Source organism: Salinivibrio sp. AR647 (genome assembly GCF_001995415.1).
GTDB lineage: Bacteria > Pseudomonadota > Gammaproteobacteria > Enterobacterales > Vibrionaceae > Salinivibrio > Salinivibrio costicola.
The window spans coordinates 223,692-250,271 of the sequence record NZ_MUFE01000002.1 but is presented as its reverse complement, the minus strand read 5'-3'; the positions used below and the strand labels follow the sequence as shown (position 1 = coordinate 250,271).

At 49.8% G+C, this 26,580-nt stretch carries 21 protein-coding genes and 1 riboswitch; of the genes, 11 read left to right on the top strand and 10 right to left on the bottom strand.

All coding sequences use genetic code 11. From position 1 onward, the window contains the following. Window positions 1–102 precede the first annotated feature (102 nt). Window positions 103–1,215, bottom strand: coding sequence for an iron-sulfur cluster carrier protein ApbC (gene apbC, locus BZG76_RS03680; protein ID WP_077460196.1), 1,113 nt, complete (start codon window positions 1,213–1,215; stop codon window positions 103–105). Window positions 1,216–1,373: 158 nt separating this feature from the next. Here apbC and metG point away from each other — a divergent pair, with 158 nt between their 5' ends. Both metG and BZG76_RS03670 read left to right on the top strand, forming a co-directional pair. After that, window positions 1,374–3,410 carry a methionine--tRNA ligase gene (gene metG / locus BZG76_RS03675; RefSeq protein ID WP_077460195.1) on the top strand — a complete coding sequence of 679 codons (2,037 nt, stop codon included), beginning with the start codon at window positions 1,374–1,376 and terminating at the stop codon, window positions 3,408–3,410. A gap of 259 nt (window positions 3,411–3,669) precedes the next feature. Further along, complete coding sequence (locus tag BZG76_RS03670; protein ID WP_077460194.1) at window positions 3,670–4,635, top strand: hypothetical protein; 966 nt, start codon at window positions 3,670–3,672, stop codon at window positions 4,633–4,635. A gap of 76 nt (window positions 4,636–4,711) precedes the next feature. Here the strand turns inward: BZG76_RS03670 and serS are convergent, their stop codons facing one another. The 5 genes from serS to lrp form a co-directional block, all read right to left on the bottom strand. Further along, window positions 4,712–5,998, bottom strand: coding sequence for a serine--tRNA ligase (serS, locus tag BZG76_RS03665; protein ID WP_077460193.1), 1,287 nt, complete (start codon window positions 5,996–5,998; stop codon window positions 4,712–4,714). A gap of 187 nt (window positions 5,999–6,185) precedes the next feature. Further along, window positions 6,186–7,448 (bottom strand): replication-associated recombination protein A, encoded by a 1,263-nt coding sequence (locus BZG76_RS03660; RefSeq protein ID WP_077460247.1) that lies wholly within the window; start codon window positions 7,446–7,448, stop codon window positions 6,186–6,188. A 71-nt stretch (window positions 7,449–7,519) separates the two neighbouring features. Next, entirely contained in the window at window positions 7,520–8,149 is a 630-nt protein-coding gene (lolA, locus tag BZG76_RS03655; RefSeq protein ID WP_021022417.1) for an outer membrane lipoprotein chaperone LolA, read from the bottom strand. Between the two features lie 16 nt (window positions 8,150–8,165). Continuing rightward, complete coding sequence (locus BZG76_RS03650; protein ID WP_077460246.1) at window positions 8,166–10,979, bottom strand: DNA translocase FtsK 4TM domain-containing protein; 2,814 nt, start codon at window positions 10,977–10,979, stop codon at window positions 8,166–8,168. A gap of 224 nt (window positions 10,980–11,203) precedes the next feature. After that, window positions 11,204–11,698 carry a leucine-responsive transcriptional regulator Lrp gene (gene lrp, locus BZG76_RS03645; protein ID WP_077460192.1) on the bottom strand — a complete coding sequence of 165 codons (495 nt, stop codon included), beginning with the start codon at window positions 11,696–11,698 and terminating at the stop codon, window positions 11,204–11,206. A 166-nt stretch (window positions 11,699–11,864) separates the two neighbouring features. Between lrp and ald the strand changes: the two genes are divergently transcribed. The 7 genes from ald (at window position 11,865) to infA (ending at window position 19,425) form a co-directional block, all read left to right on the top strand. Further along, the gene (gene ald, locus BZG76_RS03640) at window positions 11,865–12,989 is read left to right on the top strand and encodes an alanine dehydrogenase (RefSeq protein ID WP_021022420.1); all 1,125 of its coding nucleotides are present in this window, start codon (window positions 11,865–11,867) and stop codon (window positions 12,987–12,989) included. A 119-nt stretch (window positions 12,990–13,108) separates the two neighbouring features. Continuing rightward, the gene (gene trxB, locus BZG76_RS03635; protein WP_077460191.1) at window positions 13,109–14,068 is read left to right on the top strand and encodes a thioredoxin-disulfide reductase; all 960 of its coding nucleotides are present in this window, start codon (window positions 13,109–13,111) and stop codon (window positions 14,066–14,068) included. A 77-nt stretch (window positions 14,069–14,145) separates the two neighbouring features. Continuing rightward, complete coding sequence (cydD, locus tag BZG76_RS03630; protein ID WP_077460190.1) at window positions 14,146–15,915, top strand: heme ABC transporter permease/ATP-binding protein CydD; 1,770 nt, start codon at window positions 14,146–14,148, stop codon at window positions 15,913–15,915. After that, window positions 15,908–17,626 carry a heme ABC transporter ATP-binding protein/permease CydC gene (gene cydC / locus BZG76_RS03625; protein WP_077460189.1) on the top strand — a complete coding sequence of 573 codons (1,719 nt, stop codon included), beginning with the start codon at window positions 15,908–15,910 and terminating at the stop codon, window positions 17,624–17,626. Before cydD ends, cydC begins: the two co-directional genes overlap by 8 nt. A 15-nt stretch (window positions 17,627–17,641) precedes the next feature. Further along, window positions 17,642–18,355 carry a leucyl/phenylalanyl-tRNA--protein transferase gene (gene aat, locus BZG76_RS03620; RefSeq protein ID WP_077460188.1) on the top strand — a complete coding sequence of 238 codons (714 nt, stop codon included), beginning with the start codon at window positions 17,642–17,644 and terminating at the stop codon, window positions 18,353–18,355. After that, window positions 18,352–19,077, top strand: coding sequence for an arginyltransferase (locus BZG76_RS03615; RefSeq protein ID WP_077460187.1), 726 nt, complete (start codon window positions 18,352–18,354; stop codon window positions 19,075–19,077). Before aat ends, BZG76_RS03615 begins: the two co-directional genes overlap by 4 nt. Before the next feature lie 129 nt (window positions 19,078–19,206). Next, a complete protein-coding gene (gene infA / locus BZG76_RS03610; protein WP_021022425.1) occupies window positions 19,207–19,425 on the top strand; it encodes a translation initiation factor IF-1 in 219 nt (72 codons plus the stop codon). 94 nt (window positions 19,426–19,519) lie between these two features. On the opposite strand, the gene clpA is transcribed toward infA, so the two are convergent. Together clpA and clpS are read right to left on the bottom strand one after the other, a co-directional pair. Next, on the bottom strand, window positions 19,520–21,775 hold the full coding sequence (clpA, locus tag BZG76_RS03605) for an ATP-dependent Clp protease ATP-binding subunit ClpA (RefSeq protein WP_077460186.1): 2,256 nt from the start codon (window positions 21,773–21,775) through the stop codon (window positions 19,520–19,522). 45 nt (window positions 21,776–21,820) lie between these two features. After that, window positions 21,821–22,141 carry an ATP-dependent Clp protease adapter ClpS gene (clpS, locus tag BZG76_RS03600; protein ID WP_021022427.1) on the bottom strand — a complete coding sequence of 107 codons (321 nt, stop codon included), beginning with the start codon at window positions 22,139–22,141 and terminating at the stop codon, window positions 21,821–21,823. 826 nt (window positions 22,142–22,967) lie between these two features. Here clpS and cspD point away from each other — a divergent pair. Beyond that, window positions 22,968–23,189, top strand: coding sequence for a cold shock domain-containing protein CspD (cspD, locus tag BZG76_RS03590; protein WP_021022429.1), 222 nt, complete (start codon window positions 22,968–22,970; stop codon window positions 23,187–23,189). 87 nt (window positions 23,190–23,276) lie between these two features. On the opposite strand, the gene BZG76_RS03585 is transcribed toward cspD, so the two are convergent. Together BZG76_RS03585 and BZG76_RS03580 are read right to left on the bottom strand one after the other, a co-directional pair. Then, the gene (locus BZG76_RS03585) at window positions 23,277–23,858 is read right to left on the bottom strand and encodes a thymidine kinase (RefSeq protein ID WP_077460184.1); all 582 of its coding nucleotides are present in this window, start codon (window positions 23,856–23,858) and stop codon (window positions 23,277–23,279) included. Window positions 23,859–23,968: 110 nt separating this feature from the next. Next, entirely contained in the window at window positions 23,969–25,552 is a 1,584-nt protein-coding gene (locus BZG76_RS03580; RefSeq protein WP_021022431.1) for a Na+/H+ antiporter NhaC family protein, read from the bottom strand. Between the two features lie 88 nt (window positions 25,553–25,640). Continuing rightward, a riboswitch (Lysine riboswitch) is annotated at window positions 25,641–25,822 on the bottom strand. A 281-nt stretch (window positions 25,823–26,103) separates the two neighbouring features. Between BZG76_RS03580 and BZG76_RS03575 the strand changes: the two genes are divergently transcribed. Further along, entirely contained in the window at window positions 26,104–26,529 is a 426-nt protein-coding gene (locus BZG76_RS03575) for an H-NS family histone-like protein (RefSeq protein WP_021022432.1), read from the top strand. The last annotated feature ends 51 nt before the right edge of the window (window positions 26,530–26,580 follow it).

The window sequence follows — 26,580 nt, the reverse complement described above, 5'->3', positions numbered from 1 at the left end:
AACCGCCTGATTATAGGGAGTTGAAGCAGCTGGCGCCAGAGAAAATCGCGCTTGTCTGTGCATCCGGCCGCTTTAGCCGATAAATCACGGCCGGTTGCGCAATCAGGGCGACACAGTTTGTACGCTAATCTGTTCAGGACGTGCTTCACCTTGCCAGTAGAGCTGACTGGCGACCGTCGCTGCCATCTGTCGATAAACCGCCGCATGCTCACTGTGAGGGCGCGCGACCATGCTTGGCACACCAGCATCAATATCTTCCCGAATCGCGACATGAAGCGGTACCTGTGCAAGCACTGGCGTCCCCTGCTCTTGCGCCATTTTATCGGCGCCCCCTGAGCCAAAAATGGCTTCATGATGGCCGCATTGCGAGCAAATGTGGTAACTCATGTTTTCTACCACGCCCAACACGGGAACGTGAACTTTTTCAAACATCGCCACCCCTTTCACCGCATCGGCTAATGCCAAATCTTGTGGCGTTGTCACCACAATCGCGCCTGTCACCGGAAACTGTTGCGCCAAACTCAGTTGGATGTCACCGGTACCAGGCGGCATATCGACGACTAAATAGTCCAGCTCGGGCCACCGTGTTTCGTTGATCAGCTGTGCAAACGCTTTTGAGGCCATAGGACCTCGCCAAACAGTCGCGTTCTCTGCGGGCACCAGATAACCGATCGAGTTTGAGGCGATACCATGGCGCGTCACAGGCTCCATTAACTTGCCATCATGGGTTTGTGGCTCACTATCTTTGGCGCCCAACATGATAGGTAAAGACGGCCCATACACATCCGCATCAACAATGCCGACTGCAGCGCCCTCCGCATGCAACGCAAGCGCTAGGTTCACAGCGGTGGTCGATTTACCGACGCCACCTTTCGCTGAGCTCACAACAATCAGGTTTTTCACCCCTTTCACCGGCGTTTTTTCGCCCGTTTTTAACGGTGCCACCCGTTGCATCAGTTCAAATTGGTTGGCAAGGGCATCAGACTGCGCACTGAGCCAATCTTTAAGCGCTTCAGCGATAGAGTGCGCCGCAAAGGGGAACGTGACACTAAAGCCATGATCTGCGGTTCTCACCCACCCCGTTTGGCTTGCCCACTGCTCGACCAACTGCGGGTGTGAGAATTGATTAAGTAACGCGATCGCATCATCAAGGTTTGAGAGCGAAGCAGCTGTGTCTTCTTTTTTTGTTTTTTTCTTTTTGGACCCAAAAAACATCCAGCACCATCCCGTTGATTGAAATATGTTAGCCGCTCGTGTGCGTCTTTAACGGATAAACGCGCGAGGACCCGGCCTTACACTAGGCAAGGCATATCGTATCAGGTAAGATTTCCGCAATCATTCCATTCATATCATAAGAGCGAATAAACAAGATTATGGCTGCAAACCCACGGAAAATTCTGGTGACCTGTGCGCTGCCTTATGCGAACGGCTCGATTCATTTGGGCCACATGCTCGAGCATATTCAGGCAGATGTATGGGTTCGCTATCAACGCCTGCGTGGCAACACCACTCACTTTATTTGTGCTGACGATGCTCACGGCACACCTATCATGTTAAAAGCGCAGCAAATGGGTGTCGAGCCAGAAGCCATGATCGCCGGCGTGCAACAAGAGCACCAGGCAGATTTTGATGGCTTTGATATCAGCTTCGATAATTACCACAGCACCCACAGTGATGAAAACCGCGAATTAGCGTCATTCATTTATACGCAACTTCGTGATAAAGGTTATATCACCAGCCGCACCATCTCTCAGCTGTTTGATCCGGAAAAAGAAATGTTCTTGCCGGATCGCTTTGTCAAAGGCGAATGTCCGAAGTGTCACGCCGACGATCAATACGGCGATAACTGTGATAACTGTGGTGAAACCTATACGCCGGCTGAATTGATCAATCCTCGTTCCGCAGTCAGCGGTGCCACGCCGGTGATGCGTGATTCAGAGCACTTTTTCTTTGATTTACCACAGTTCGAGCAAATGCTTAACGAGTGGATCAAGTCTGGTTCGCTGCAAAGCGAAATCGCTAACAAGATGAATGAGTGGTTCGAAACCGGTCTTCAGCAGTGGGATATCTCCCGCGATGCGCCCTACTTTGGTTTTGAAATCCCCGACCAACCCGGCAAGTTTTTCTACGTTTGGCTCGATGCACCGATCGGCTATATGGGGTCGTTTAAAAACTATTGTGACAAACGCGGTGACATCGACTTTGATGAATACTGGAAGGCTAATAGCGACACCGAGCTATACCATTTCATCGGCAAAGATATTGTTTATTTCCATAGTCTGTTCTGGCCTGCCATGCTGGACGGTGCTGGCTTCCGTAAGCCTAACAACGTCTTCGTGCACGGCTATGTCACGGTCAATGGCGCGAAAATGTCCAAGTCAAAAGGGACATTTATCAAAGCCAGTACCTATTTGAACCATCTTGATCCAGAATGCCTGCGATACTATTACGCGGCCAAGCTCAATAGCCGCATTGATGATCTGGATTTAAGCCTGGATGATTTTATTCAGCGTGTGAACACGGATGTTGTCAACAAGGTCGTCAACCTGGCATCACGTAACGCTGGCTTTATCACTAAGCGCTTTGATGGTCAGCTCTCTGATACGTGCGCCGAACCCGAGCTTTATCAATCGTTCATCGACAAAGCTGAATACATTGGTGAGCTTTACGAAGCCCGAGAGTTTAACCGCGCCATCCGCGAAATTATTGGCTTGGCCGACAAAGCCAACCAATACGTGGACGAAAAGGCGCCATGGGTGATCGCTAAAGAAGAAGGAAAAGACGCCGAACTACAAGCGATTTGCTCTGTGGGGATTAACCTATTCCGTGTGCTGATGACGTACCTCAAACCTGTGATGCCTAAGCTGGCAGAGCGCACGGAAGGCTTTTTGAATGATACCTTGACGTGGGAAAGCATTGCGACGCCACTGACCGGCCATCGCATTAGCAAGTTCAAGGCACTGTTTAACCGTATCGATCCGAAAGCCGTCGACGCCATGATCGCCGCGAGCAAGGAAGATGCAGCCGCTGAACAAGCAGAAAAGGCCAAAGCACAAGGGCCGTTAGCGGACGAGCCGATTGCCGATGAAATCGAATTTGGTGACTTTGCTAAGGTCGATCTGCGTGTCGCTAAAATTGTTGAGTGTGAGGCGGTGCCAAAAGCGGACAAACTGCTGAAGTTTAAGCTCGATATTGGCGGTGAAACGCGTCAGGTGTTCTCTGGGATCAAATCGGCCTACAAGCCGGAAGATCTCGTGGGTAAGCACACCGTCATGGTCGCCAACTTAAAGCCTCGCAAGATGAAATTCGGCATGTCAGAGGGCATGATCCTCGCGGCGGGTCCGGGTGGCAAAGAAATCTGGATTTTAGAGCCGCATGAAGGGGCTCAACCTGGCATGCGCGTCATGTAAAACAGCGCGATAGCTAAAACATCAAAGGGCCCAACAAGGGCTCTTTTTTTTGCCTGCGACTCTCTTAGTTTGCACCGTTTAATAGTTTGCAGCGTTTGATAGTTTGCACCATTTGAGTGCGCTCAAGCGCCATCATAGTGCGTTTTTATCTGATCTTGATGCCCTTAACGCCGCTTTCATAGGATGTGACCCACTTCTCATCTTTGGCACAGTTCATGCTGAGCTTGATGACGGAGAGTCGCGATTGCAAGGAGAGCATATGGGATGGTTAGTCATGGTAGGCGCACTGGCGCTCGGAATAGCGGTCGTCGTCGCCGTCGTACTTTACCGTCAACGCCCAGATTGGCCGTTACATCAGCTACATGAATTACGTGCGCTGCTGCAGCACGCACGTGAGCTGGCCGCTCAAACACATATTGCTTCCAGTGACTACCAACATTTACTCAGTCAAATTCGTCAATTGCACCACTTAGCGCCTCAGGCACAAAAACCGATGTATCGGCTTTTATTTCATCACTTACATGCGCTACCGCAATACGATGAAGTCACACAAGCACGGATGAAAAACCGCGCGTTACAACATATTATTTATCTTGTTGACGAGGCAGTGCCGCCCTTCCTGATAGCCCACAATGACGAAGCCAGCTTGTCGCATTATCAACATGTGTGGTATGCCGTTTTAGAATTATTACAAGCACGTCAGCGATATTCTTACGCCAGTATTCAGTTACACAAAGCGACGCCAAACGCGAGCCAGTCATTAAACCTGCAACAGCAAATTTTAGTGAAACGCTTATGCCAGCTCCAGCACCTTAACCTAGAGGATTCGCTAAACACAGAGATTGATCGTCTTATCTCCCAACTCAGTAACGACGCTGAGCGGGCCTTAGCGACTGAGGCACCGTTAGCAACTGAGAAATCGTTGGCAACTGAGAAACCGTTGGCAACTGAGAAACCGTTGGCAACTGAGAAACCGTTGGCAACTGAGAAACCGTTGGCAACTGAGAAACCGTTGGCAACTGAGAAACCGTTAGCTGGTAAGACACCACTGGCCAGTCGCCTCGCGCTGTCTCAGCGCGTCAATGCAGTGATACTCACCGTGCTCGATAATTGTCTTGCCGACCTATTAGCAGGCTTTCCTGCACCACAGGACGATATTTTTAATACCTTATCGCCCTTGCATGAGCCGCGAGATAGCGCTAAACAAACAGCGCTTAACCGATAATCCCCGCGTTTATGCAAGCATAAAAAAAGCCGACAATCGTGCCGGCTTCATGGTTATTAAGCACACGGTGAGCCCATTAGCCAATATGCGTTTGTCCACCCATATACGGACGTAATACCTCAGGGATTTCGATACGACCATCCGCTTGCTGATAGTTTTCCAAAATGGCCACCAAGGTACGACCCACAGCTAAGCCAGACCCATTGAGCGTGTGCAACAGCTCAGGCTTCTTCTCACCTTTACGGCGGAAACGCGCCTGCATACGACGCGCTTGGAAGTCCAAGGTATTTGAACATGATGAAATTTCACGATAGGTATCTTGCGCAGGCAACCAAACTTCTAGGTCATAGGTTTTGGCCGCGCCAAAGCCCATGTCACCGGTGCATAACAGTACTTTTCGGTAAGGCAGGTTCAGCAACTGCAATACTTTTTCGGCATCGGCGGTAAGTGATTCGAGTGCTGCCATAGAATCTTCAGGCTTCACCACTTTCACCAGCTCGACTTTATCAAACTGATGCATACGAATCAGCCCACGCGTATCACGTCCGTAGGAGCCGGCTTCTGAACGGAAACACGGTGTGTGTGCGGTCATGCACAGCGGCAGATCCGCTTCATCGATGATCTCATCGCGCACCATGTTAGTCAGAGGTACTTCCGCGGTTGGGATTAACGACATGCCGATCCCTTCTTCGGTGGCCGGCTTGGTGTTAAACAAATCGTCACCAAACTTAGGCAATTGGCCGGTGCCATAGAGGCTGTCGGCATTGACTAAGTACGGCACATACATTTCGGTATAGCCGTGTTCGTTGGTATGTAAATCGAGCATAAACTGGGTTAAAGCACGATGCATGCGCGCCATCTGCCCTTTCATCACGATAAAGCGAGAGCCAGATAGTTTTACCGCACTGGCAAAGTCGAGACCACCGGACAGTTCACCTAAATCAACATGATCTTTAACCTCAAAATCAAACTGACGCGGTTCACCCCAGCGCATGATCTCCTGGTTCTCAGACTCATCTTTACCACTTGGGACGTCTTCCGCCGGTAAGTTAGGCACGCTCATCACCACGTCGTTGACTTTTTGCTGCAGCGCCGCGAGCTCTGTTTTCGCTGCGTCCAACTCATCACCAAGGTTTGACACTTCTTCTAGCAATGGCGCAATGTCTTCACCCTTTGCTTTAGCCTGGCCAATGGACTTCGATCGGGAATTACGCTCTGCTTGCAGTTGTTCGGTGCGAATTTGCAGCGCCTTACGTTGTTCCTCGAGTTCACGCATAGCGTCAACGTCAAGCGTAAAGCCACGACGAGCGAGTTGTTGAGCGGTTTCTTCCAGCTCAGTTCGAAGTAATTTGGAATCCAGCATGCTAATCCTGTGCTTTTCGGGTTGATTAGTTGGTTATCACTTGTCATCACGTTTGAAAACAAGCGTCGATACTGCGTATTGTATTACGCGATTGGTCAAGGGTGACGGTGGATGTCACCACGACGAGGAGACTGCGTCTTCATGGCGTCGCTGCACTCTAAACCTTACCCAAAAAGGGTAAACTTGCCTAGCGCTTTTGCGGGCTTTTTGCATCCTGCTCGGCCAGAAAGGCGAGCTTTTCGGCGATTTTAATTTCTAGCCCACGATTAACGGGCTGATAATAGCGAGTATCGCCAAGGTCGGACGGTAGATAGCGTTCTCCTGCCGCATAAGCATTGGGCTCATCATGGGCATATCGATAGCCCTTCCCATGCCCCATATCTTCCATCAATGCGGTCGGCGCATTGCGCAAGTGCATGGGAACAGGCGCGTTGGCGGTTTCTTTAGCGTCTCGCAACGCTTGTTTCCATGCGGTGTAAACAGCATTGCTTTTGGGCGCGCTGGCTAAATATACAGCGGCTTGAGCAATCGCTCGCTCGCCTTCCGCCGGCCCTACGCGAGTAAAGCAATCCCACGCATTCAATGCCACCTGCATGGCACGTGGATCCGCATTGCCAATATCCTCCGAGGCGATAGCTAATAAGCGGCGCGCCACATAAAGGGGATCGCCACCGGCACTGACAATGCGTGCGTACCAATACAGGGCGCCATCAGGACTCGAGCCACGGACGGATTTATGAAACGCAGAAATCAAATCGTACCAAGCATCCCCTTGCTTATCGAATTGTGCCACTTTTTCACCGGCAACGTCTTTAAGCATCGACAGCGTCACTTGGCCATCAGCCATATCTGCCAGCATTTCCAGAAGATTCAACGCCATACGCGCATCGCCACTGCACGCCGCGGTTAACGCCGCTTTAACTCCTTTATCGAAAGTGAGTGCCTGCTCGCCTAACCCGCGTTGCGAGTCGGCAAGGGCTTGATCAATCACGGCTTCAAGATCGCGATCATCCAGGCTCGTCAGTCGGTAGACCCGAGCACGCGATAACAAGGCATTGTTAAGCTCAAACGATGGATTTTCCGTCGTGGCGCCAATAAAGGTGACGGTCCCCGACTCAACATGAGGCAGAAAAGCGTCTTGCTGACTTTTGTTAAAGCGATGTACCTCATCAACGAATAAGACAGTGCGTACACCGGCTTGCTTGTTTTGCTCTGCACGTCCAATCGCATCTCGGATCTCTTTCACTCCGGAGGTCACCGCAGAAATTTGTTCCAGCTCGGCATTAGCTTGACGCGCAGCAATATCGGCCAGTGTGGTCTTGCCTGTGCCCGGTGGTCCCCAAAAAATCATGGAATGAAGCGTCCCCGACTCAATGGCACGGCGAAGCGGTTTGCCTTCGCCAAGCAGATGGCGCTGGCCAATATATTGGTCCAAGGTGACGGGCCGCATACGCGCGGCCAGTGGGCGAAAGTCCTCAGCGAAATCGAGCGGCAAGGTAGGCAAGGCATCCTCCGATGCGGTTAACGTGACTGGCGTTGATCGTCGACCATGACCGACTCAGGCGGGGTAAACGAAAACAAGTCCGCGTCTGGCGTTTGTCGGCTAAATTGGCTCAGTGCGAACTGACTCTGTTGCCCATCTTGTTCAACGACTCTAAAGCCAGTCAAGGTACCATCGGGCTTGACCGTGACATCAAACTGACCAATGGTGCCGGTGGTTTTTGGCGTAAGCGTGAAGGTATTGCCTTCCTGGGTGATTTGGTAATCCTGCCAATCACTCGGTTGGTTACGGGTCAATAGCACGAAGGGCGTTTGTGCTGTTGCCTCTTCTAACCACATGGCAGTTACTTGTTCAACAAAGGGGCTGTAGTACCACAAGGTTTCACCATCAGAAATCATGATGGTTTCGTCCGGCGACGTGGTGGTCCAGTTAAATAAATTAGGGCGTTGGATAGCCAAGGTCCCTTTCGCTTGATGAATCTCGTCACCCTCTGGGCTTTGGACCTTTTGTTCAAACTGTGCGCTGAACGCATCAACCTTATTCAGTCTTTCGATTAAATGTTGTTGCGCCTCTGTTTGCGCTTGCGCGCTGACAACAACCAAGAGAGATATCACCGCCAACAGGTGGCGGACAGCAGCAAATCGAGTCATTGAACCTTCCATTCGATCAATCTTTCGGTGGCGGCGGTGCGATTACTTCGCGATTACCGTTATGGCCTGGTGAACTTACGACACCGTGTGCTTCGAGTTGTTCCACAATACGCGCCGCACGGTTATAACCAATTTTAAATCGACGCTGGACACCAGACACGGAACCACGACGACTTTCGGTCACAAATTCAACCACTTGATCAAACAACTGGTCCAGCTCTTCGCCATCGCCGCCGGTCGGCGCTTCACCAGGTAATAAGCTATCTGCACCTTGATCGCCTTGGGTGATTTCATCGATATATTGCGGCTTGCCTCGCGCTTTCCAATTATTAACCACCCGATGCACTTCTTCATCACTGACAAAGGCACCATGCACGCGGATCGGATGGTTGGAACCATTCGGCATAAAGAGCATATCCCCCATTCCCAGCAACGACTCAGCGCCGCCTTGGTCAAGGATGGTGCGCGAGTCTGTTTTGGTCGAGACAGTAAACGCCATACGCGTTGGAATATTGGCTTTAATCAGCCCCGTAATCACGTCAACAGAAGGACGTTGGGTGGCTAGCACAAGGTGGATACCTGCTGCCCGTGCTTTTTGTGCTAATCGTGCGATCAACTCTTCGACTTTTTTACCAACCACCATCATGAGATCGGAAAATTCATCTACCACCACCACGATATAAGGCAGTTTTTCCAGTTTAGGCGCCGATTCATCCATACTGTCGCCCGATTTCCACAGTGGGTCTGGGATCGGGTTATTCGCGGCTTCTGCTGCTTTCACCTTTTCGTTAAAACCTTTAAGGTTGCGCACGCCAAGGGCCGACATCAGCTTGTAACGTCGTTCCATCTCACCCACACACCAACGCAGCGCATTCCCCGCATCCTTCATATCGGTGACAACTTCTGACAACAAATGCGGAATGCCCTCATAAACCGATAACTCCAGCATTTTAGGGTCGATCATGATAAAACGCACATCTTCAGGAGACGCCTTATAGAGCATACTAACCAGCATCACGTTCACGCCCACAGATTTACCCGACCCTGTCGTCCCTGCCACCAGCATATGCGGTGCTTTGCCAAGATCGGTAATAATGGCTTCGCCGGCAATGTCATTTCCTAATACTACGGAGATCGGCGATTGGCTGTTTTTAAATCGCTCACTGCCAATCACTTCTGACATAAACACCGTTTCGCGATGCTCGTTCGGCAGTTCAAGGCCAATATAAGGTTTTCCTGGGATCACCTCGACCACGCGCACCGCGGTGGTTGATAGCGCACGCGCTAAGTCTTTAGACAAACCTGAAATTCGTGAGACCTTAACACCCGGCGCCAAATCAAGCTCAAAACGCGTGATCACCGGCCCTGGATACACACCCACCACGCGTGCTTGCACTTTAAAATCTTCCAAGCGCGCCTCAACCAAGCGCGCAATTTGCTCTAGCTCTTCGCGCGTGGCTTGTTGCGCTGTATGGCGCGCAGGATCCAACAGATCGAGGGTTGGGAAAGGTTCTGCCGGTTTAGGCAAATTAGGCTCATCTTTCACTAAAAAAGGATGGTCGAGCCCGGCCGCTTGCTGTTGGGATTTTTGTGCTTGGCGAATCGTTTCTTGGAAAGGATCCTCGTCATCATCGGCCAACTTACTTGCCTGCTCCGCGCGCTCTAGCTCCGAGAGTCCATCTTGATTGCCATAGGTGGTATCAGCGTACTCTGAGTGCTTTGTCTCTAAGTGCTCTGTCTCTGAATGCTCTGAATCTGTCGACACGTAAGCTGCGACCGACTCACGATCATGCTGAGTCGGTGTTTGGGCTTGCGGGTCTGAGTCGGTGTCTGCGCTGAATACCGACGCAGAGGGCTCATCATCAGCAACAGCGGTTTGCCATTGTCCCAATGCCGGTTCATCCGCACTCTCTGACAGCGCGGATTCGGACTGCGTCGAACCGGCTTGCTCAGCGGTGGCATGTCCACCAAAGATGATCGACCTTTCACTCTCGTGCGCGCTGTGATCAACGGTTTCCTTTTCCGTCTCTGTCGTTTTTTCAGCGACCGATTTTTTCTCAGAAACGGACGCTTTCTCAGGCGATGTCGGCGTCAATCGACGTAAATCACTCAGCTCCATCGGTTCACAAGTCTCACGCGATTGCGTCACGTCTGTGCGCTCGGGGGCCGATGAGCCAGGCGCACCAAGTTGTGTCGGGGTATCGCCACGCACGCGATTAACCAGCCAGGTGATACCATTTAGCGTCACCGCGCCGAGGTGATCCACGATCGTGAGCCATGAAATTCCCGTGAATAAGGTGAAACCGGCCGCCCAGCCAAACAACATGACCAAGGTGGTCCCTAAGACATTAAACAAGGGCAAAGCAAGGCTATTGGTGACATCTCCCATCACGCCACCCGATGAAAAATGCCAAAAGTCATCAAAATTGAGATCAGCTAACGAACAACTGGTCAGGAAAAGGACCAGAAGCCCCAATAGACGTGCGCCAATAATGGTGTAATTAATGGGTTCATTATCACCACGCCGCCGCAAAAAAACCCAACCGCCAAGAATAGCAGCAGGGGGTAATGGATACGCCAAGATCCCAAACGAGAAGAAAAAGCTGTCTGCTATCCATGCACCCATCGCGCCAGCCGCATTATGAACGTCACCATGCCACGCGGTTTGCGACCACGAAGGATCAGCCGGATTAAAAGATAACAATGCCACCATGGTAAACACAGCAGCGGCGAGGACCAAGATGAATCCACACTCTTTTAAACGTTGACCGCCATCTAAACGCGCTTTCTGCTGAGCCGTTTTCGGCTCTCGACGTAAAGAAAACTCCATCATTACCTGTTTAATATTATTCGTTAATCGCATTCCTCACCCTGAATGGAGGCTTGCTCTGATTGCCCTGACTTTATCACATTCATGCCGTGACGGCAGGCATGATGCGTGTTTACGTTCAATCTTTACCGAGATATCACATTCTTTAAATCATGGCGTACAAAAAATAAGCCGAGCGCAATGCCCGGCTTTGGTTATGTTTTGCTTCACCCTATGGCCAACACTTAACGCGTGTGGATCACCAGATGATTACTTTGTTTTACCTCTTCCATTACCACGTAAGTGCGTGTGTCATTCACGCCGGGTAAACGTAGCAAGGTTTCACCCAATAACTTGCGATAAGCCGACATGTCAGCTACTCGTGTCTTTAGTAGGTAATCAAAATCACCGGACACTAACGAACATTCTTGGATGTCTTCTAGTGTCTGCACCGCTTTATTAAATTGCTCAAACACGTCAGGTGCGCCACGGTTTAGTGTGATTTCCACAAAAACGAGCAGTGATGCATCTAAATACTGGGGATTAAGCTGTGCCGTGTAGCCAAGAATATAGCCCTGACGCTCTAAACGTCGCACACGTTCTAGGCAGGGGGTTGGAGAGAGACCGACACGTTTTGATAACTCAACGTTGGAGACTCGCCCATCCTTTTGGAGCTCATTTAGGATGTTGCGGTCAATACGGTCCAATTCCTTGGAGGGCTTGTTTTTGGTATCTACCATTTTTTATTCCACCTTGTTACTTCCTTGCAAAAAGATATACCAAATTAAATAACATCTAAACAATCTTTAGCATCAAATGCTGGTTTATTGCCTTTATACTAGCCTGAAAATTGACAATTTCAATAACAAGCCAGCCGATAACACTAAATAAACAAGAGGTGACAGCATGATCATTGGCGTTCCAAAAGAAATCAAGAACCATGAGTACCGCGTGGGTATGGTTCCAGCAAGTGTCCGTGAGCTTATTTCTCACGGCCACTCAGTCTATGTTGAAACCAATGCAGGTAACGGTATTGGTTTCTCTGACGATGACTATAAAGCCGCTGGGGCATCCATTCTCCCTGCCGCCGCTGACGTATTTGCGAAAGCAGACATGATCGTCAAGGTCAAAGAACCGCAAGCTGTCGAGCGTGCCATGCTGCGCGAAGGACAGATTTTGTTCACCTATTTGCATCTTGCACCAGATTTTCCGCAAACAGAAGACTTAATTAAAAGTAAAGCTATCTGCATTGCCTATGAAACGGTAACAGATTCTAAAGGTCGATTGCCACTATTAGCGCCAATGTCTGAAGTCGCCGGCCGTATGTCTATTCAAGCAGGTGCACAAGCGTTAGAAAAATCACACGGCGGTTCGGGCATGCTGCTCAGTGGTGTTCCTGGTGTCGAACCCGCTAAAATCGTCGTACTTGGCGGTGGCGTGGTTGGCTCAAACGCCGCGCGCATGGCAGTTGGCCTCCGAGCTGACGTCACTATTTTGGATAAAAATGTCGATACATTGCGTCGCTTGGACGAAGAATTCCAAGGCCGCGCCAAAGTCGTCTACTCAACCGAGGAAACATTAGACCAGCACGTACTTAACGCTGATTTAGTTATCGGTGCTGTCCTTATCCCAGGTGCTGCTGCACCGAAACTGGTCAACGAAGACCATATCAAGCGAATGAAACCAGGCGCTGCGGTTGTCGATGTCGCTATCGACCAAGGTGGCTGTTTCGCGACCTCACATGCAACGACCCACGCTGACCCAACCTACATCGTTGATGATGTTGTCCACTACTGTGTGGCAAACATGCCTGGCGCTGTCGCGCGCACCTCGACGGTTGCCTTAAATAACGCAACACTGCCCTACATTGTGAAGCTGGCGAACAAGGGATATCGCGATGCTTTAGTTCAAGATGAGCACTTGCGTAACGGTCTTAACGTGATCAGTGGCCACGTTACCATCAAAGAAGTGGCCGAAGGCTTTGATCTTCCATACGTTGATGCCCTGGATGCGTTGAAGTCAGCCCATTAATCGGCAATATCAATGATAGAAATAGAGGGCACCATCACGGTGCCCTTTCTTTAGCCTTCCAATTTACCTACAATCACTCCATTCAAAAAAACGAACCTCTTTCCTGCTCGGAGACGTGAATGAGTAACATTAAGCATGCGAACCTATTGATTCTTGGTTCAGGCCCAGCGGGCTACACCGCGGCTGTTTACGCGGCTCGTGCCAATTTAAACCCTGTTATGGTAACAGGCATGCAACAAGGGGGTCAGCTGACCACCACCACGGATGTTGAAAACTGGCCTGGCGATCCGGAAGGACTGACCGGTCCCGCATTAATGGATCGCATGAAAGCCCACGCAGAAAAATTCGATACCGAGATTATTTTTGATCACATCAATGACGTGGATTTATCCTCACGCCCTTTCCGCCTAAAAGGCGACAACGGCGAGTTCACTTGCGATGCCTTGATTATTTCGACGGGAGCGTCTGCGCAATACCTTGGCTTACCGTCTGAAGACGCGTTCAAGGGACGTGGCGTATCCGCCTGTGCGACCTGTGATGGCTTTTTCTATCGCAACCAAAAAGTGGCGGTAATTGGTGGCGGTAATACGGCAGTCGAAGAAGCCTTATACCTTTCTAACATCGCCTCTGAAGTGCATGTTGTCCATCGTCGCGATACCTTCCGTGCTGAGAAAATTCTGGTCGATCGTATGATGGACAAAGTGAAGAACGGTAATATTGTCCTGCACACTAACCGGGTATTGGATGAAGTGTTGGGCGATGAAATGGGCGTGACACAAGCGCGCTTAAAAGACACACAAAGCGATGAGACTGAAACCCTTGATGTGATGGGTGTTTTTGTTGCGATTGGCCATAAACCTAACACAGACATCTTTGCTGACCAGCTGAAAATGGAAAACGGCTATATCCAGGTTGAATCAGGCCTAAGTGGCAATGCAACCCAGACAAGCGTCGAAGGCGTATTTGCGGCTGGTGATGTCATGGACCACGTATACCGTCAAGCGATTACCTCTGCAGGGACCGGCTGTATGGCGGCTCTAGATGCCGAGCGTTATCTCGACGCACTCGCGAATCAGTAATTTCTCGCGCTCATGCAGGCTATCATTCGATGGCCTGCCCAGCCTGTTGGCAGGCTTTGATAGAATAATAAGATGATATGGATAAATCTAAACAGCGGGCGCTAACCCAATGGCTCAAGTCGCAGAGCACGTTAGCCAAACCCTGGTTAGTTGCGACGATTAGCATTGCACTCCTCTCTGGTGTGCTTTTGATTGCCCAAGCAGCACTTCTTGCCCACCTGCTGCATCAACTGATTATTGAGCAAACCGATAAATACGCCTTACTGCCAAGTTTTCTCACATTGGTCGGCGTTGTTTTAGCCCGTGCTGGGTGTAGTTGGGCCAAAGAAAAAACTGGCTATCGCTGTGGTGAGGTCATTCGGCAACACATCCGCCAGTTAATACTCAACCGACTTCATGCGCTTGGACCTGTGAGTATTCAAGGGCGACCCGCGGGGAGCTGGGCAAGCCTGATCCTTGAGCAGGTTGAGGAGTTACAGGACTTTTTCGCTCGTTACTTACCCCAAATGGCGATCGCAGTCTTGATCCCCTTAGTGATTTTAGTCGTCGTGTTTCCAATCAATTGGGCATCTGGGCTGATCTTTTTAATCACAGCACCGCTGGTTCCCCTGTTTATGGCACTGGTCGGGATGAAAGCTGCCGATGCTAACCGCAAGAATTTTAAAGCACTGCAGCGTTTATCCGGCTATTTTTACGATCGTTTACGTGGCCTACCCACACTAAAACTATTTAATCGCGTTGATGCCGAAGCCGATCAGTTACACCTGGCGTCACATACGTTCCGTCAACGAACGATGGAAGTATTACGTCTCGCGTTCCTATCTTCTGCGGTGCTTGAGTTTTTTACGGCGATTTCGATTGCGGTTGTGGCGGTGTATTTTGGTTTTAGTTTTATCGGTGAGCTTGACTTTGGTCATTATGGTGCGCCTATTTCGCTCTTTACCGGCTTGTTTGTGCTGGTGCTGGCACCGGAGTTTTACCAACCGCTTCGCGATCTCGGTACCTTTTATCATGCCAAAGCGCAAGCGATTGGGGCTGCTGAATCGATTGTCACATTTTTAAACGCTGAGCCTGATACAGGCACGCAAGGAGAAGCAACTCCCGACTTGGCCACGGTCACCATCACTGCCGAGGATCTCGAAGTGCTCAGCCCAGATGGCCAGGTACTCGCCGGTCCCATGAATTTTCATATTAAGCCCGGTGAACATATCGCACTGGTTGGCGTGAGTGGCGCCGGAAAATCTAGCTTACTCAATGCGTTACTCGGCTTTCTTCCCTACCGAGGTAGATTGACCATTAATGGCTGTGAACGCAGTGAGCTGGCACTTTCGCATTGGCGACAAGCCATTAGCTGGGTGGGACAAAATCCACAACTGTTCCATGGCAGTATTCGCGATAATATCGCGCTCGCCAACCCCGATGCGAGTCCAGAAACGATTAACCAGGTGATGACACAAGCCTATGTGGATGAATTCGTGATGCGGTTAAAAAATGGCCTTGCGCACGCCGTCGGTGATCGCAATGGCGGCTTATCCGTCGGCCAAGCGCAGCGTGTCGCTGTCGCACGCGCCTTGTTGCAAGACGGTGCGTTATGGGTGCTAGATGAACCGACTGCGAGCCTGGATGCACACAGTGAAAAGCTGGTCATTGAAAGCTTACACGCTGCCACTCAAGCTAAAACCTGCATCCAGGTCTCTCACCGTCTAGATGCACTGGCTAACAGTGATCAAGTCTGGTTGATGGCCGACGGAAAGCTGGTTCAACAAGGCCAGTATCATCAATTAGCGCACACAGGGCCGCTGGCAGAGATGCTGGCTTCAGCCGATAGGAGAAATCTTGATGCGTGAACTCCTGCCGTATCTACGCTTGTATAAACGTCATTGGTTTGGCTTAAGTTTGGGCATTGTCCTCGCGTTTGCCACTTTATTTGCCGCCATTGGCTTGCTCACTCTCTCTGGCTGGTTCATTGCCGCAGCGGCAGTGGCCGGTATCGCAGGCATCGCCACCTTTAACTATATGTTGCCAGCCGCGGGCGTGCGTGGGTTTTCTATTGGGCGCACCTTTGGTCGCTGGGCGGAACGTGTGGTCAGCCATAACGCTACTTTCAAGTTGCTTGCTGATCTCCGCGTGTCGTTTTTCCGTAAATTGGCGCCGTTAGTCCCCGACCATCGTCTGAATATGCGTGATGGTGATTTGCTTAACCGCATGGTGGCGGATGTCGACGCCATGGATCATGTTTATCTACGCCTTATTAGCCCCATGATTGTGGGTGTACTGGGCGTATTAGCCGTGAGCTTATTCTTGGGCTGGTTTGATCCGACGCTTGGTATTGCCTTGGGTCTGAGTTTGCTGGTACTGCTTGTCAGTCTACCTATCGTTTTCTATCGTCTGGGCAAGGATCAGGGCCGAGATCAACTAGAACAAAATGCCGCAACCCGCGTTGCCCTGCTAGATTGGCTGCAAGGCCATGCAGAACTGGCCTTATTTGGCGCTCGTGAGCGATATCGTGCGCGCATTGACGACAGCGAACAAGCGATGCTCAATGCGCAAGCGAATATGGCCCGTATCACAGGGTGGGCTAACGCCGTGCTAATCGCAGCCACCGGACTCACGTTAGTCTTGATGATTTGGCTGGCAGCCGATGGCGTTGGCGATCGTGCGCCAGGCCCCCTCATCGCCATGGTAGCGTTTACGACCATGGCAAGCTTTGAGCTGATGATGCCGATTACGGCAGCTTTCCAGTATTTAGGCAAAACGCTCACGGCCGCAAAACGACTCAACGCCATCACAGAACGCCCACCCAGTGTTCCTTTCCCTCTCGATGGCCACAAAGGACCGGTAATAGGATCAATTGGCTTGAATAAGGTGAGCTATCAATACCCTGGGGCGGCACAAGAGGCGGTATCAAGGGTCTCGCTGGACATCACAGCAGGGCAAACCGTCGCGCTATTAGGTCGTACAGGTTGTGGTAAGTCGACCCTTATGAGCTTGCTGACGCGTGCATGGGATCCGACTCAGGGGCAAATTACACTCGATGGCGTTCCGTTGAGCGAGTGGGATGAGTCTAGGTTACGTGATGCTATGTCTGTGGTGACGCAACGGGTTGATCTCTTTAACGGCTCACTCCGCGATAATCTCATTCTCGCCCGTCCAAATGCCTCAGACTCGGCATTATCTCAGGCATTGACGCAGGTCGGCTTAGCGCGCCTATTAGAAGGGCAAGGCTTAGACACCTGGCTAGGCGATGGTGGACGCCAGTTATCAGGCGGTGAGCGCCGTCGTTTAGGTATCGCGCGTGGTTTATTGCATTCGGCCCCGATTATGCTCTTAGATGAACCGACAGAAGGCTTAGATGTGCAAACTGAAGCCGAAATCCTGTCTTTATTGAAAACCCATTGCCAAGATAAAACAGTGGTGATCATTACCCATCGTCTTGTTGGCTTGGAGCAGATGGACACTGTCTGCTTAATGGATGCCGGTCAGATTATTGAACAAGGCACGCATCAGTCATTGATCGATGCCAATGGACGCTATGCACAATTGATGCATCGGCTGTAAATCAGAGAGCACACGATGACCCTCTATTTGCCTCCTTTAGCGCAAGATGACGTTCGTTTTCCTCCCGTCACCGAGGCGCTAGATCATCCCGATGGCTTGCTTGCCATCGGGGGGGATCTTAGCCCTGCTCGGCTAATGTCTGCGTATCGCAATGGGATTTTCCCGTGGTTTGGTGAAGATGACCCGCTGTTATGGTGGTCACCCAGTGAGCGGGCCATCATTCAGCCAACCGAGTTTCACGCCAGCAGAAGCTTACAAAAAGCAGCGAGAAAGTCCGGAATGACGGTTACCTTGAATCAGGCCTTTGAGCGCGTTATTGCTATCTGTGCCGAGATTCGAGGGCCGGAGCAAACTTGGATCACGCACGAAATGCAAGCGGCCTATTGCCAGCTTCATCATCAAGGTGATGCCCACAGCGTGGAAGTATGGCAAGGCAATACATTAGTCGGCGGATTATACGGTGTGTCGGTGGGGGCCATTTTCTGCGGTGAGTCCATGTTTTCAAGCACAACGAATGGGTCTAAATTCGCGCTGAGGCAATTCAGCCAATATTTTGCTCACCAAGGAGGGCAATATATTGATTGCCAAATGATGACACCGCATTTAGCGTCATTAGGTGCGCAACCTTGGTCACGTCATACGTTTATCGACGCGCTTCACGCACATCGTGACCGCCCTATTGCTGATGGCTACCCACCGCAACATCTTGCCGATTGGAGAATAACATGAGTGTTGGAATCCAAGTTGGTGTCACACCAGGCGCTGATTGCCAGTATCTTACTGATCAAACTGAGCAACTCGCGGTGGTGATGTCTCCAGAATACCATCAACGCGAACGTTATGGCGCGCTGTTAGCGGCAGGCTTTCGGCGAAGCGGTCATCTCATCTACCGTCCTCATTGCCCTTCTTGTCAGGCTTGCCAAGCGTTGAGAGTCGATGTCGACCATTACCGCCCATCAAAAAGTCAAAAGCGGCATCGCAGCCAGCTCAAGCGCCTCACTATGCACGTCAGTGGCCAGTTAGATGACCACTGGTTCGAGTTGTATGACCGCTATATTACCGCCCGTCACTCAGAGGGCAACATGTACCCGGCCAAACGGCAAGACTTCTTAGATTTTATCCATAGTGATTGGCTAACCCCGCGCTTTATTCATCTGTACCAAAATGAAGAACAGCGTTCACGCTTGATCGCCGTGGCGGTGAGCGATGTGGTGGATGACGGCCTTAGTGCCTTGTATACGTTTTTTGACCCCCAGCACCGATTTTCATTAGGACGTGTGAGTATTCAAGCGCAACTCCAGCTGGCAAAATCGATGCAGTTACCTTGGCTGTATTTGGGCTATCAAATCGATGCCTGCGCCGCGATGCGCTATAAAGCGGACTATTATCCCCACCAACGCTTTATTAATCAGCAGTGGCGGGCCTTTTCCTGGCCAGTTATTCCGCAATAGTCGCTATTTTTTCTAGCAAGGTGCGCTCCAACAGGGTAAAATTCGCACCCGAACTTTACAGACTTTCAGAATAGAGGCATTATCTGTCGGTCAAAAAATTGGCTATCAGAATAAGCCTAAGAGGATTCAATGGCAAAAGAAGACGTAATTGAAATGCAAGGCACCGTATTGGATACGCTGCCTAACACTATGTTCCGCGTAGAACTAGAAAACGGTCACGTGGTGACTGCCCACATTTCAGGCAAGATGCGTAAGCACTACATCCGCATCCTGACCGGCGACAAAGTCACTGTTGAAATGACCCCTTACGATTTGTCGAAAGGTCGCATCGTTTTCCGTTCGCGTTAATCCTCCGAACGCGGTCAAAAAAACCCGGCTCTCAGGCCGGGTTTTGCTTTTGGTGAACGCTTGCTTTAATGAACACTTACGTGAGCAACTGCCGTTACGCTGGCTCCATTTGATCACTGAACTGGAAGTCCAAGCGGTTGTTTTTCAATACCACTCGAACCGTTCCTCCATTGATCAAACAACCAAAGAGCAGTTCGTTCGCTAATGGTTTTTTCAGATTATCTTGAATCACACGCCCCATCGGTCGCGCACCCATCGACTTATCGTAGCCCTCTTCTGCCAACCACTGTTTGGCTTCCGATGTCACTTCGAGTGAAACACCTTTAGCATCCAGTTGCGCTTGCAGCTCAACAATAAATTTATCCACCACTTGCAAGATGACTTGCTCATCCAAGTGATTGAACCAGATGATATTGTCGAGACGATTACGGAACTCAGGTGAAAATACCTTTTTAATTTCCGACATTGCATCATGGCTGTGATCCTGCTGAATCAAACCGATGGACTTACGTACCGTTTCCGCCACCCCGGCGTTGGTTGTCATCACCAAGATAACATTACGGAAATCGGCTTTGCGGCCATTGTTGTCAGTCAGTGTGCCATTATCCATGACTTGGAGTAACAAGTTAAACACGTCAGGATGCGCTTTCTCGATCTCATCAAGCAGCACCACACTGTAAGGATGCTTAATCACCGCATCCGTCAGCAGGCCGCCTTGATCGTAGCCAACATAACCTGGAGGTGCACCAATCAAGCGGCTGACGGTGTGACGTTCCATGTATTCGGACATATCAAAACGTTGGAGTTCAATGCCCATGGCACGCGCAAGCTGCACGGTCACCTCTGTTTTGCCCACACCTGTTGGCCCAGCAAACAAGAACGACCCCACGGGTTTGTTATCATCACCCAAGCCGGCACGACTGAGTTTAATCGCCTCTGACAATGCCGTGATCGCAGTATCTTGCCCAAACACCAACATCTTAAGTTTGTCGTCTAGCGACTGCAGCACATCTTTATCGGAAGAAGAAATCGACTTCTCCGGGATCCGTGCCATTTTTGCAATCATGGTTTCAACATCAGGCACGTTGACGGTTTTTTTACGCTTACTCGCAGGTGCCATTCGGCATCGCGCGCCCGCTTCATCAATCACGTCAATCGCCTTGTCAGGAAGGTGGCGCTCATTGATGTATTTTGCCGACAACTCAACCGCCGCACGAATCGCTTTGTTGGTATACCGCACTTCATGATGAGCTTCGTATTTCGGTTTCAAGCCCATCAAGATCTTGGTGGTATCGTCGATAGACGGCTCCAACACATCAATTTTTTGGAAGCGACGCGCCAATGCACGCTCTTTCTCAAAGATAGAGCCGTACTCTTGGTAGGTTGTCGAACCAATACAACGTAACTTACCGCTGCTCAGTAGCGGCTTGATCAAGTTTGCAGCATCGACTTGGCCGCCACTTGCCGCACCCGCGCCAATGATAGTGTGGATCTCATCAATGAAAAGTACGGCATGATCTTCTTTCTCAAGCTGCTTTAAAATTGATTTAAAGCGTTTCTCGAAATCACCGCGATACTTGGTCCCCGCCAAGAGCGAGCCAATATCTAGCGAATAGATGACGCAGTCTTTAATGACATCGGGCACTTGGCCTTCGACAATGCGCCACGCCAGCCCTTCGGCAATCGCTGTTTTACCCACGCCGGCTTCCCCCACCAGCAATGGATTGTTCTTGCGACGACGGCACAGCACCTGAATGGTTCGCTCTAGCTCTTTGTCACGACCAATCAAGGGATCTATGCCACCGACGCGCGCCAACTGGTTTAGGTTGGTAGCAAAGTTTTCTAAGCGATCTTCACCTGGGTCGGCGCCCGCTTCTTCTGTCCCCATATCGCTACTGGGAAGATCTTCACTGTCGTCTTTGGTGGTGCCGTGGGAGATATAGTTCACCACGTCTAAGCGGCTGACATCATTTTTCTTCAATAAATAAGCCGCATGCGACTCTTGCTCACTGAAGATAGCGACAAGCACGTTCGCACCACTGACTTCGCTGCGCCCCGATGACTGAACATGGAACACGGCCCGTTGCAAGACGCGCTGGAAGCTCAACGTGGGTTGTGTTTCTCGCGACTCATCATCCGCCGGGATCAGCGGTGTGGTTTGTTCAATAAACGCGTCGAGTTCTTTGCGTAGCGCCTCCAGATCAGCTCGGCATGCCACCAGCGCTTCATGCGCCGCCGCATTTTCGATTAACGCGAGAAGCAGGTGCTCCACCGTCATAAATTCGTGGCGTTTTTCACGCGCACGTGCAAACGCGCCGTTCAAACTTGCTTCAAGTTCTTTGTTAAGCATAAAGGCACCTCCCTCAAAAACCGCGCTAAAGCGTGATGAAGCAGCTTACGCTTTCTCCATCGTGCACAGTAGCGGATGGCCATGCTCTTTGGCATACATCATTACCTGTGCCACTTTCGTTTCAGCGACCTCGGCAGTAAACACACCGCAGACCGCTTTTCCTTCATAGTGCACCGCCAGCATGACTTGTGTCGCTTTGTCCACATCCATGGCAAAAAACGTCTGGAGCACTTCGATAACAAACTCCATGGGAGTGTAGTCATCATTGTTGAGCACCACCTTGTACATCGATGGCGGTTGTAACTTAGTTTTTTCTGACGCCTCAAGCTCTGCGTCAGGCAAACCCCATTGATTCCAATTACTCATAACCACTTCAATGCATTGTTAGGGTATCAAGGCTCATTGTGTGGCGGGGCAGCACTGCCATCCACGAATCCCGTCCACCTGTCTTTAAAGTTAAGCTACAGATTGTATTCCAGCAACCTTTTCAATGCGAACATCGTTTGTCTGAGCAATTGTTAATCATGGTAGTGCTTTATCGTTGCACATATATATAGGGTGAAACACGCAAATTCGTTCACTGACTATGCCAAAGCCCATGAAAATGTGTTACCAACCGGGTGCCTGTATGCGTGCACAAAAAAAAAGGCAGACATACACCTACCCGATGGGCTATCACCACGCAAGCAGGATCATATGTTCGCTTATCCTGTGTTCTTTCTTCTTACAATTATTCAATAAACCTTCATGTTTACGCATTTGGCGCTAACACGCATTCGTAAACGCGATACCGCGCCGGCAAACAACGTCAAATCACAACAAAAAACAAAACTCTCAAACAAAATGTTATTAAACAATGTGTTATATAAAACAAACCATAAAAACAACACTTATCAAGAGCGAAAAAGCATCGATAACAGTCCGACATTCATGCAAATGACATGTCTGTTCTTTAATGAATTATCGTCACTCCCTCACACTTTTTCGATTTATTATTACATTCTTGTTATATGTTATAGCCAGCGCTTGACTGCCTAAAAGTATCTACTAAAGTGGATTGTGTGGTAGGTAAATGACCAAGCTGGCTTCGGTCAGTCTGCGCCAGGGGGAATCCCAAGCTCAAGGCTAACCAGAAGGTGACAAGGCGTTTATCACGAGGTATGCAAAGTTTGATGCAAGAAGGATGTGTCGCATGGAAACTGGTACAGTAAAATGGTTTAACAATGCAAAAGGATTTGGCTTTATTTGTCCAGGAGAAGGGGAAGGAGACGTATTCGCTCACTACTCTACGATTCAAATGGATGGATATAAGACATTAAAAGCGGGGCAAACCGTCAGCTACGAAGTCGAGGAAGGACCCAAAGGCTACCATGCCAGCCAAATTGTGCCAGTCGATCAAGAGGCAGTGAAATAGCACTGACCCCGATCGGCCAAATTGAAGAAAAGGCGAGCTGTTGCTCGCCTTTTTTGTCTTTTCAGTGTGTCACACAGGTTCCATTGCTCAGAGCAGTCCGAGCATCTGCTTGTAGTGGCGACGACAAACAGACACATAACGTTCATTGCCCCCAATCACAACCTGATCGCCATCTGCAATCGCGTTGCCTTCAGTGTCTTGCCGAATGACACGACTGGCTTTACGCCCACAATGACACACAGTTTTAAGCTCCACCAATTTGTCAGCCCACGCGAGTAAGTACTGTGACCCTTCAAACAATTCACCACGAAAATCGGTACGCAAACCATAACATAGGACAGGGATCCGCAATTTATCCACGACATCGGTCAGTTCCAGTACTTGCTGCTTGGTTAAAAACTGGCTCTCGTCAATTAACAAACAGTCGACTTTGTCCTGAGATAAAATGGCCGCCACATGCTCAAACAACGACGTTTGGTTGTCATACAGATGTGCATCCGCGTCCAGGCCTATACGTGAACTTATTTTACCTTGCCCGTAGCGATTATCGATCGCGGCGGTGAACAGTAAAGGCTGCATCCCACGCTCTTGATAATTGAACGCAGATTGCAACAAGGTGGTCGATTTACCGGCATTCATTGCCGAATAGTAAAAATATAACTGGGCCATAACTGTCTCTACACGTAACGCCCTACTTCAGGGCCAACATCATTCAATACACCGGCATGCTACCGAACCCGCAGAAAAAGAAAAGCCCCGTTTATGCGGGGCTTGAAGGACTATCCTTTCAATTGACAGGGCCGCTTTTTAAGCCAAAGTAACCCCGAGCACAAAAGAATGAACGCCAGCGTCGACGCGGCTAATGACCATAACAAAGAGGCGGTAAAGCCAAGCACTAAGAAGCCAAATGTCGCAACGACTGCGCCCCCGATTGCATAAGGTAGCTGCGTGGCGACGTGGTCAATATGCCCACAGCGCGCCCCTGTTGAGGATAAAATAGTGGTATCTGAGATAGGAGAACAATGATCGCCAAATACAGCACCGGCTAATACCGCAGACAGCATCGGCAACATCAGCGCAATATCCGTCGCTGCCGCAAGATCCCCCGCAATCGGGAGCATAATACCAAATGTGCCCCACGACGTGCCCGTGGCGAATGCCATCACTGCCGCCAATAAAAATAAAACCACAGGTAACAATTGAGCAGGTAGGTTACCTTGTACTAACGAGGATAAATATTTACCCGTTTGTAAATCACCAATGATATGGCCAATCGACCAAGCAAATAGCAATATAAGAATCGCACCAAACATTGATTTAGCGCCGACCCATAACGTCTTCGCAATATCGGGCTTAGCAATGCCTTGTTTAACCGTCATCACTAGCGCAACAAACAGGCCGGCCAGTCCGCCCCACAGTAATGACATGCCGACGTCGGTATTCTCAAACGCTCCCAGGATAGAGAATGCATGATGATCAGCGGCTAAAGATTGCGCACCGGTGTAAAGCATGGCGCTAATCGTGGCGATCACTAGCACGACTATCGGAGCCACCAGATCCGCTACACTGCCATTTTCACTTTCTTCGATGCCTAAATCATCGCAAATATCAGCACAATGTTCGCTTTCATCACCTAATCGGCTGCCTTTTTTTGCTTGGTATTCAAATTGGCGCATGGGGCCAATATCAAGCTGAAACCAGACCACGGCAAACACTAACAGCAGCGCAAAAATGGCATAAAAGTTCATCGGAATCATGATGACAAACGCACCCAGTGCGGTGTAATCGGTAACACCATGCGCAACCAAGATAGAGCCAATAACGGTAATGATATAGGCTCCCCAGCTGGAGGCCGGTGTAATCACACACATAGGCGCCGCTGTCGAGTCGAGAATATAGGCAAGTTTTGCCCGTGAAACATGAAAACGATCCGTGACTGGGCGAGAAACGGCCCCTACCGCTAAGCTATTAAAGTAATCATCAACAAAGATGAATACCCCAAGAAAAGCAGCCAGTAACTTCGCACCACGTTTACTCTTAATCCGGCTTTGTGCCCAATTCGCAAACGCGCGCGTCCCCCCCGATAAGGATAATAACGCGGTAATCATGCCCAATAATATTAAAAAGGCGAGGATACTCAAGTTCCAGCTGTTTAAACCGCCATCAGCGATAAATAAGCCAGTGATCACGTCCAGTAAATACTGACTAGCGGGCACAAGTGAAAAATCCGTCAGTAATACGGTGCCAAGGATTATCCCCATACCCAACGACAATAAGACACGTCGAGTTGCAATCGCAAGACCCAAGGCCAGCAACGGAGGAAGCAGTGATAAAGCGGATGAAGAAAAGTCTGTTAAGTTCATGATCTCAATATCAACCAGGTGGTTGGAGATCTACTGCAGAAACGAAGACGGTAAGGCGTGGTATTACACGGCAAACAACTTGCCTCCTACATACAGTAGCGCTCCATAGTGTGTTTCTAAGTACTATGGCAGTGCTGCTCCTATTCGGTAACAGCCCCAGCTCAATCGGTGTGATGATCTGATTGGCTTCGGCATTGTTTCCTTTTATGCGCCCTCATCGGTATCACCCTCTTGCGCATGACTCATAAACAACGCACCTCTACGTTAAGCGAAGTGCATTCTACACATCGTGCTCACTATCGCAACTGTTTATGTTTGAAAAATCATCGGCTCGTTGTCAGGCGTTCTATTCCTTTTCCATGCCAATGATAAACGACGCGCATTCTATTTTTTTAGACACAAGAATCAAAACGCCACTAAAACTATACGCTAGGATTGCGAATAACTTGCAAATAATGAACAATGTGGCGTATTAATATATGTAATATTGTATATTTCATTTATACTGCTATCATCCTTCTATTAACAAATAAATTAAACAGGAACCAATAATGTCTGATGCAATGAAAGCGTTACTCAACCTGCGTAGCTTACGCGCTCTTGCCAAAGAGATGTCAACCGAGCAACTAAACGAAGCGTTAGAGAAACTACATACTGTGGTTGAAGAGCGTAAAGAAATTGATCGCGAAGAAGAAGCAAAAGAACAAGAGCGTTTAGAAAAGCTAGAGAAATACCGCGAAATGTTAGTGGCCGATGGCATTGAGCCAGAAGAGCTCATGAAGCTATTAGGTGGCAGCACTAAAGCGAAAACACCAGGAAAGCGCGCAGCACGTCCAGCTAAATACCAATATACTGATAATGACGGTTCACATAAAACATGGACAGGTCAAGGCCGTATGCCTAAGGTTATTCGCGAAGCGACGGAAAGTGGTTCTGCAACACTCGACGATTTCCTCATCCCTGGTCAAGAAGCATAAACTTTTTACCAAGGAAAAAGAAAAAAGAGGCCAAGGCCTCTTTTTTTGTTA

Excerpts from the sequence above, each read along its gene's own strand:
- cspD (WP_021022429.1), top strand. The coding sequence starts at position 22,968 with ATGGAAACTGGTACAGTAAAATGGTTTAACAATGCAAAAGGATTTGGC.
- ald (WP_021022420.1), top strand. The coding sequence starts at position 11,865 with ATGATCATTGGCGTTCCAAAAGAAATCAAGAACCATGAGTACCGCGTG.
- infA (WP_021022425.1), top strand. The coding sequence starts at position 19,207 with ATGGCAAAAGAAGACGTAATTGAAATGCAAGGCACCGTATTGGATACG.
- clpS (WP_021022427.1), bottom strand. The coding sequence starts at position 22,141 with ATGAGTAATTGGAATCAATGGGGTTTGCCTGACGCAGAGCTTGAGGCG.
- lolA (WP_021022417.1), bottom strand. The coding sequence starts at position 8,149 with ATGACTCGATTTGCTGCTGTCCGCCACCTGTTGGCGGTGATATCTCTC.
- lrp (WP_077460192.1), bottom strand. The coding sequence starts at position 11,698 with ATGGTAGATACCAAAAACAAGCCCTCCAAGGAATTGGACCGTATTGAC.
- trxB (WP_077460191.1), top strand. The coding sequence starts at position 13,109 with ATGAGTAACATTAAGCATGCGAACCTATTGATTCTTGGTTCAGGCCCA.
- apbC (WP_077460196.1), bottom strand. The coding sequence starts at position 1,215 with ATGTTTTTTGGGTCCAAAAAGAAAAAAACAAAAAAAGAAGACACAGCT.
- BZG76_RS03615 (WP_077460187.1), top strand. The coding sequence starts at position 18,352 with ATGAGTGTTGGAATCCAAGTTGGTGTCACACCAGGCGCTGATTGCCAG.
- clpA (WP_077460186.1), bottom strand. The coding sequence starts at position 21,775 with ATGCTTAACAAAGAACTTGAAGCAAGTTTGAACGGCGCGTTTGCACGT.
- cydD (WP_077460190.1), top strand. The coding sequence starts at position 14,146 with ATGGATAAATCTAAACAGCGGGCGCTAACCCAATGGCTCAAGTCGCAG.
- BZG76_RS03585 (WP_077460184.1), bottom strand. The coding sequence starts at position 23,858 with ATGGCCCAGTTATATTTTTACTATTCGGCAATGAATGCCGGTAAATCG.
- BZG76_RS03580 (WP_021022431.1), bottom strand. The coding sequence starts at position 25,552 with ATGAACTTAACAGACTTTTCTTCATCCGCTTTATCACTGCTTCCTCCG.
- BZG76_RS03660 (WP_077460247.1), bottom strand. The coding sequence starts at position 7,448 with ATGCGGCCCGTCACCTTGGACCAATATATTGGCCAGCGCCATCTGCTT.
- cydC (WP_077460189.1), top strand. The coding sequence starts at position 15,908 with ATGCGTGAACTCCTGCCGTATCTACGCTTGTATAAACGTCATTGGTTT.
- serS (WP_077460193.1), bottom strand. The coding sequence starts at position 5,998 with ATGCTGGATTCCAAATTACTTCGAACTGAGCTGGAAGAAACCGCTCAA.
- BZG76_RS03650 (WP_077460246.1), bottom strand. The coding sequence starts at position 10,979 with ATGGAGTTTTCTTTACGTCGAGAGCCGAAAACGGCTCAGCAGAAAGCG.
- BZG76_RS03575 (WP_021022432.1), top strand. The coding sequence starts at position 26,104 with ATGTCTGATGCAATGAAAGCGTTACTCAACCTGCGTAGCTTACGCGCT.
- aat (WP_077460188.1), top strand. The coding sequence starts at position 17,642 with ATGACCCTCTATTTGCCTCCTTTAGCGCAAGATGACGTTCGTTTTCCT.
- metG (WP_077460195.1), top strand. The coding sequence starts at position 1,374 with ATGGCTGCAAACCCACGGAAAATTCTGGTGACCTGTGCGCTGCCTTAT.
- BZG76_RS03670 (WP_077460194.1), top strand. The coding sequence starts at position 3,670 with ATGGGATGGTTAGTCATGGTAGGCGCACTGGCGCTCGGAATAGCGGTC.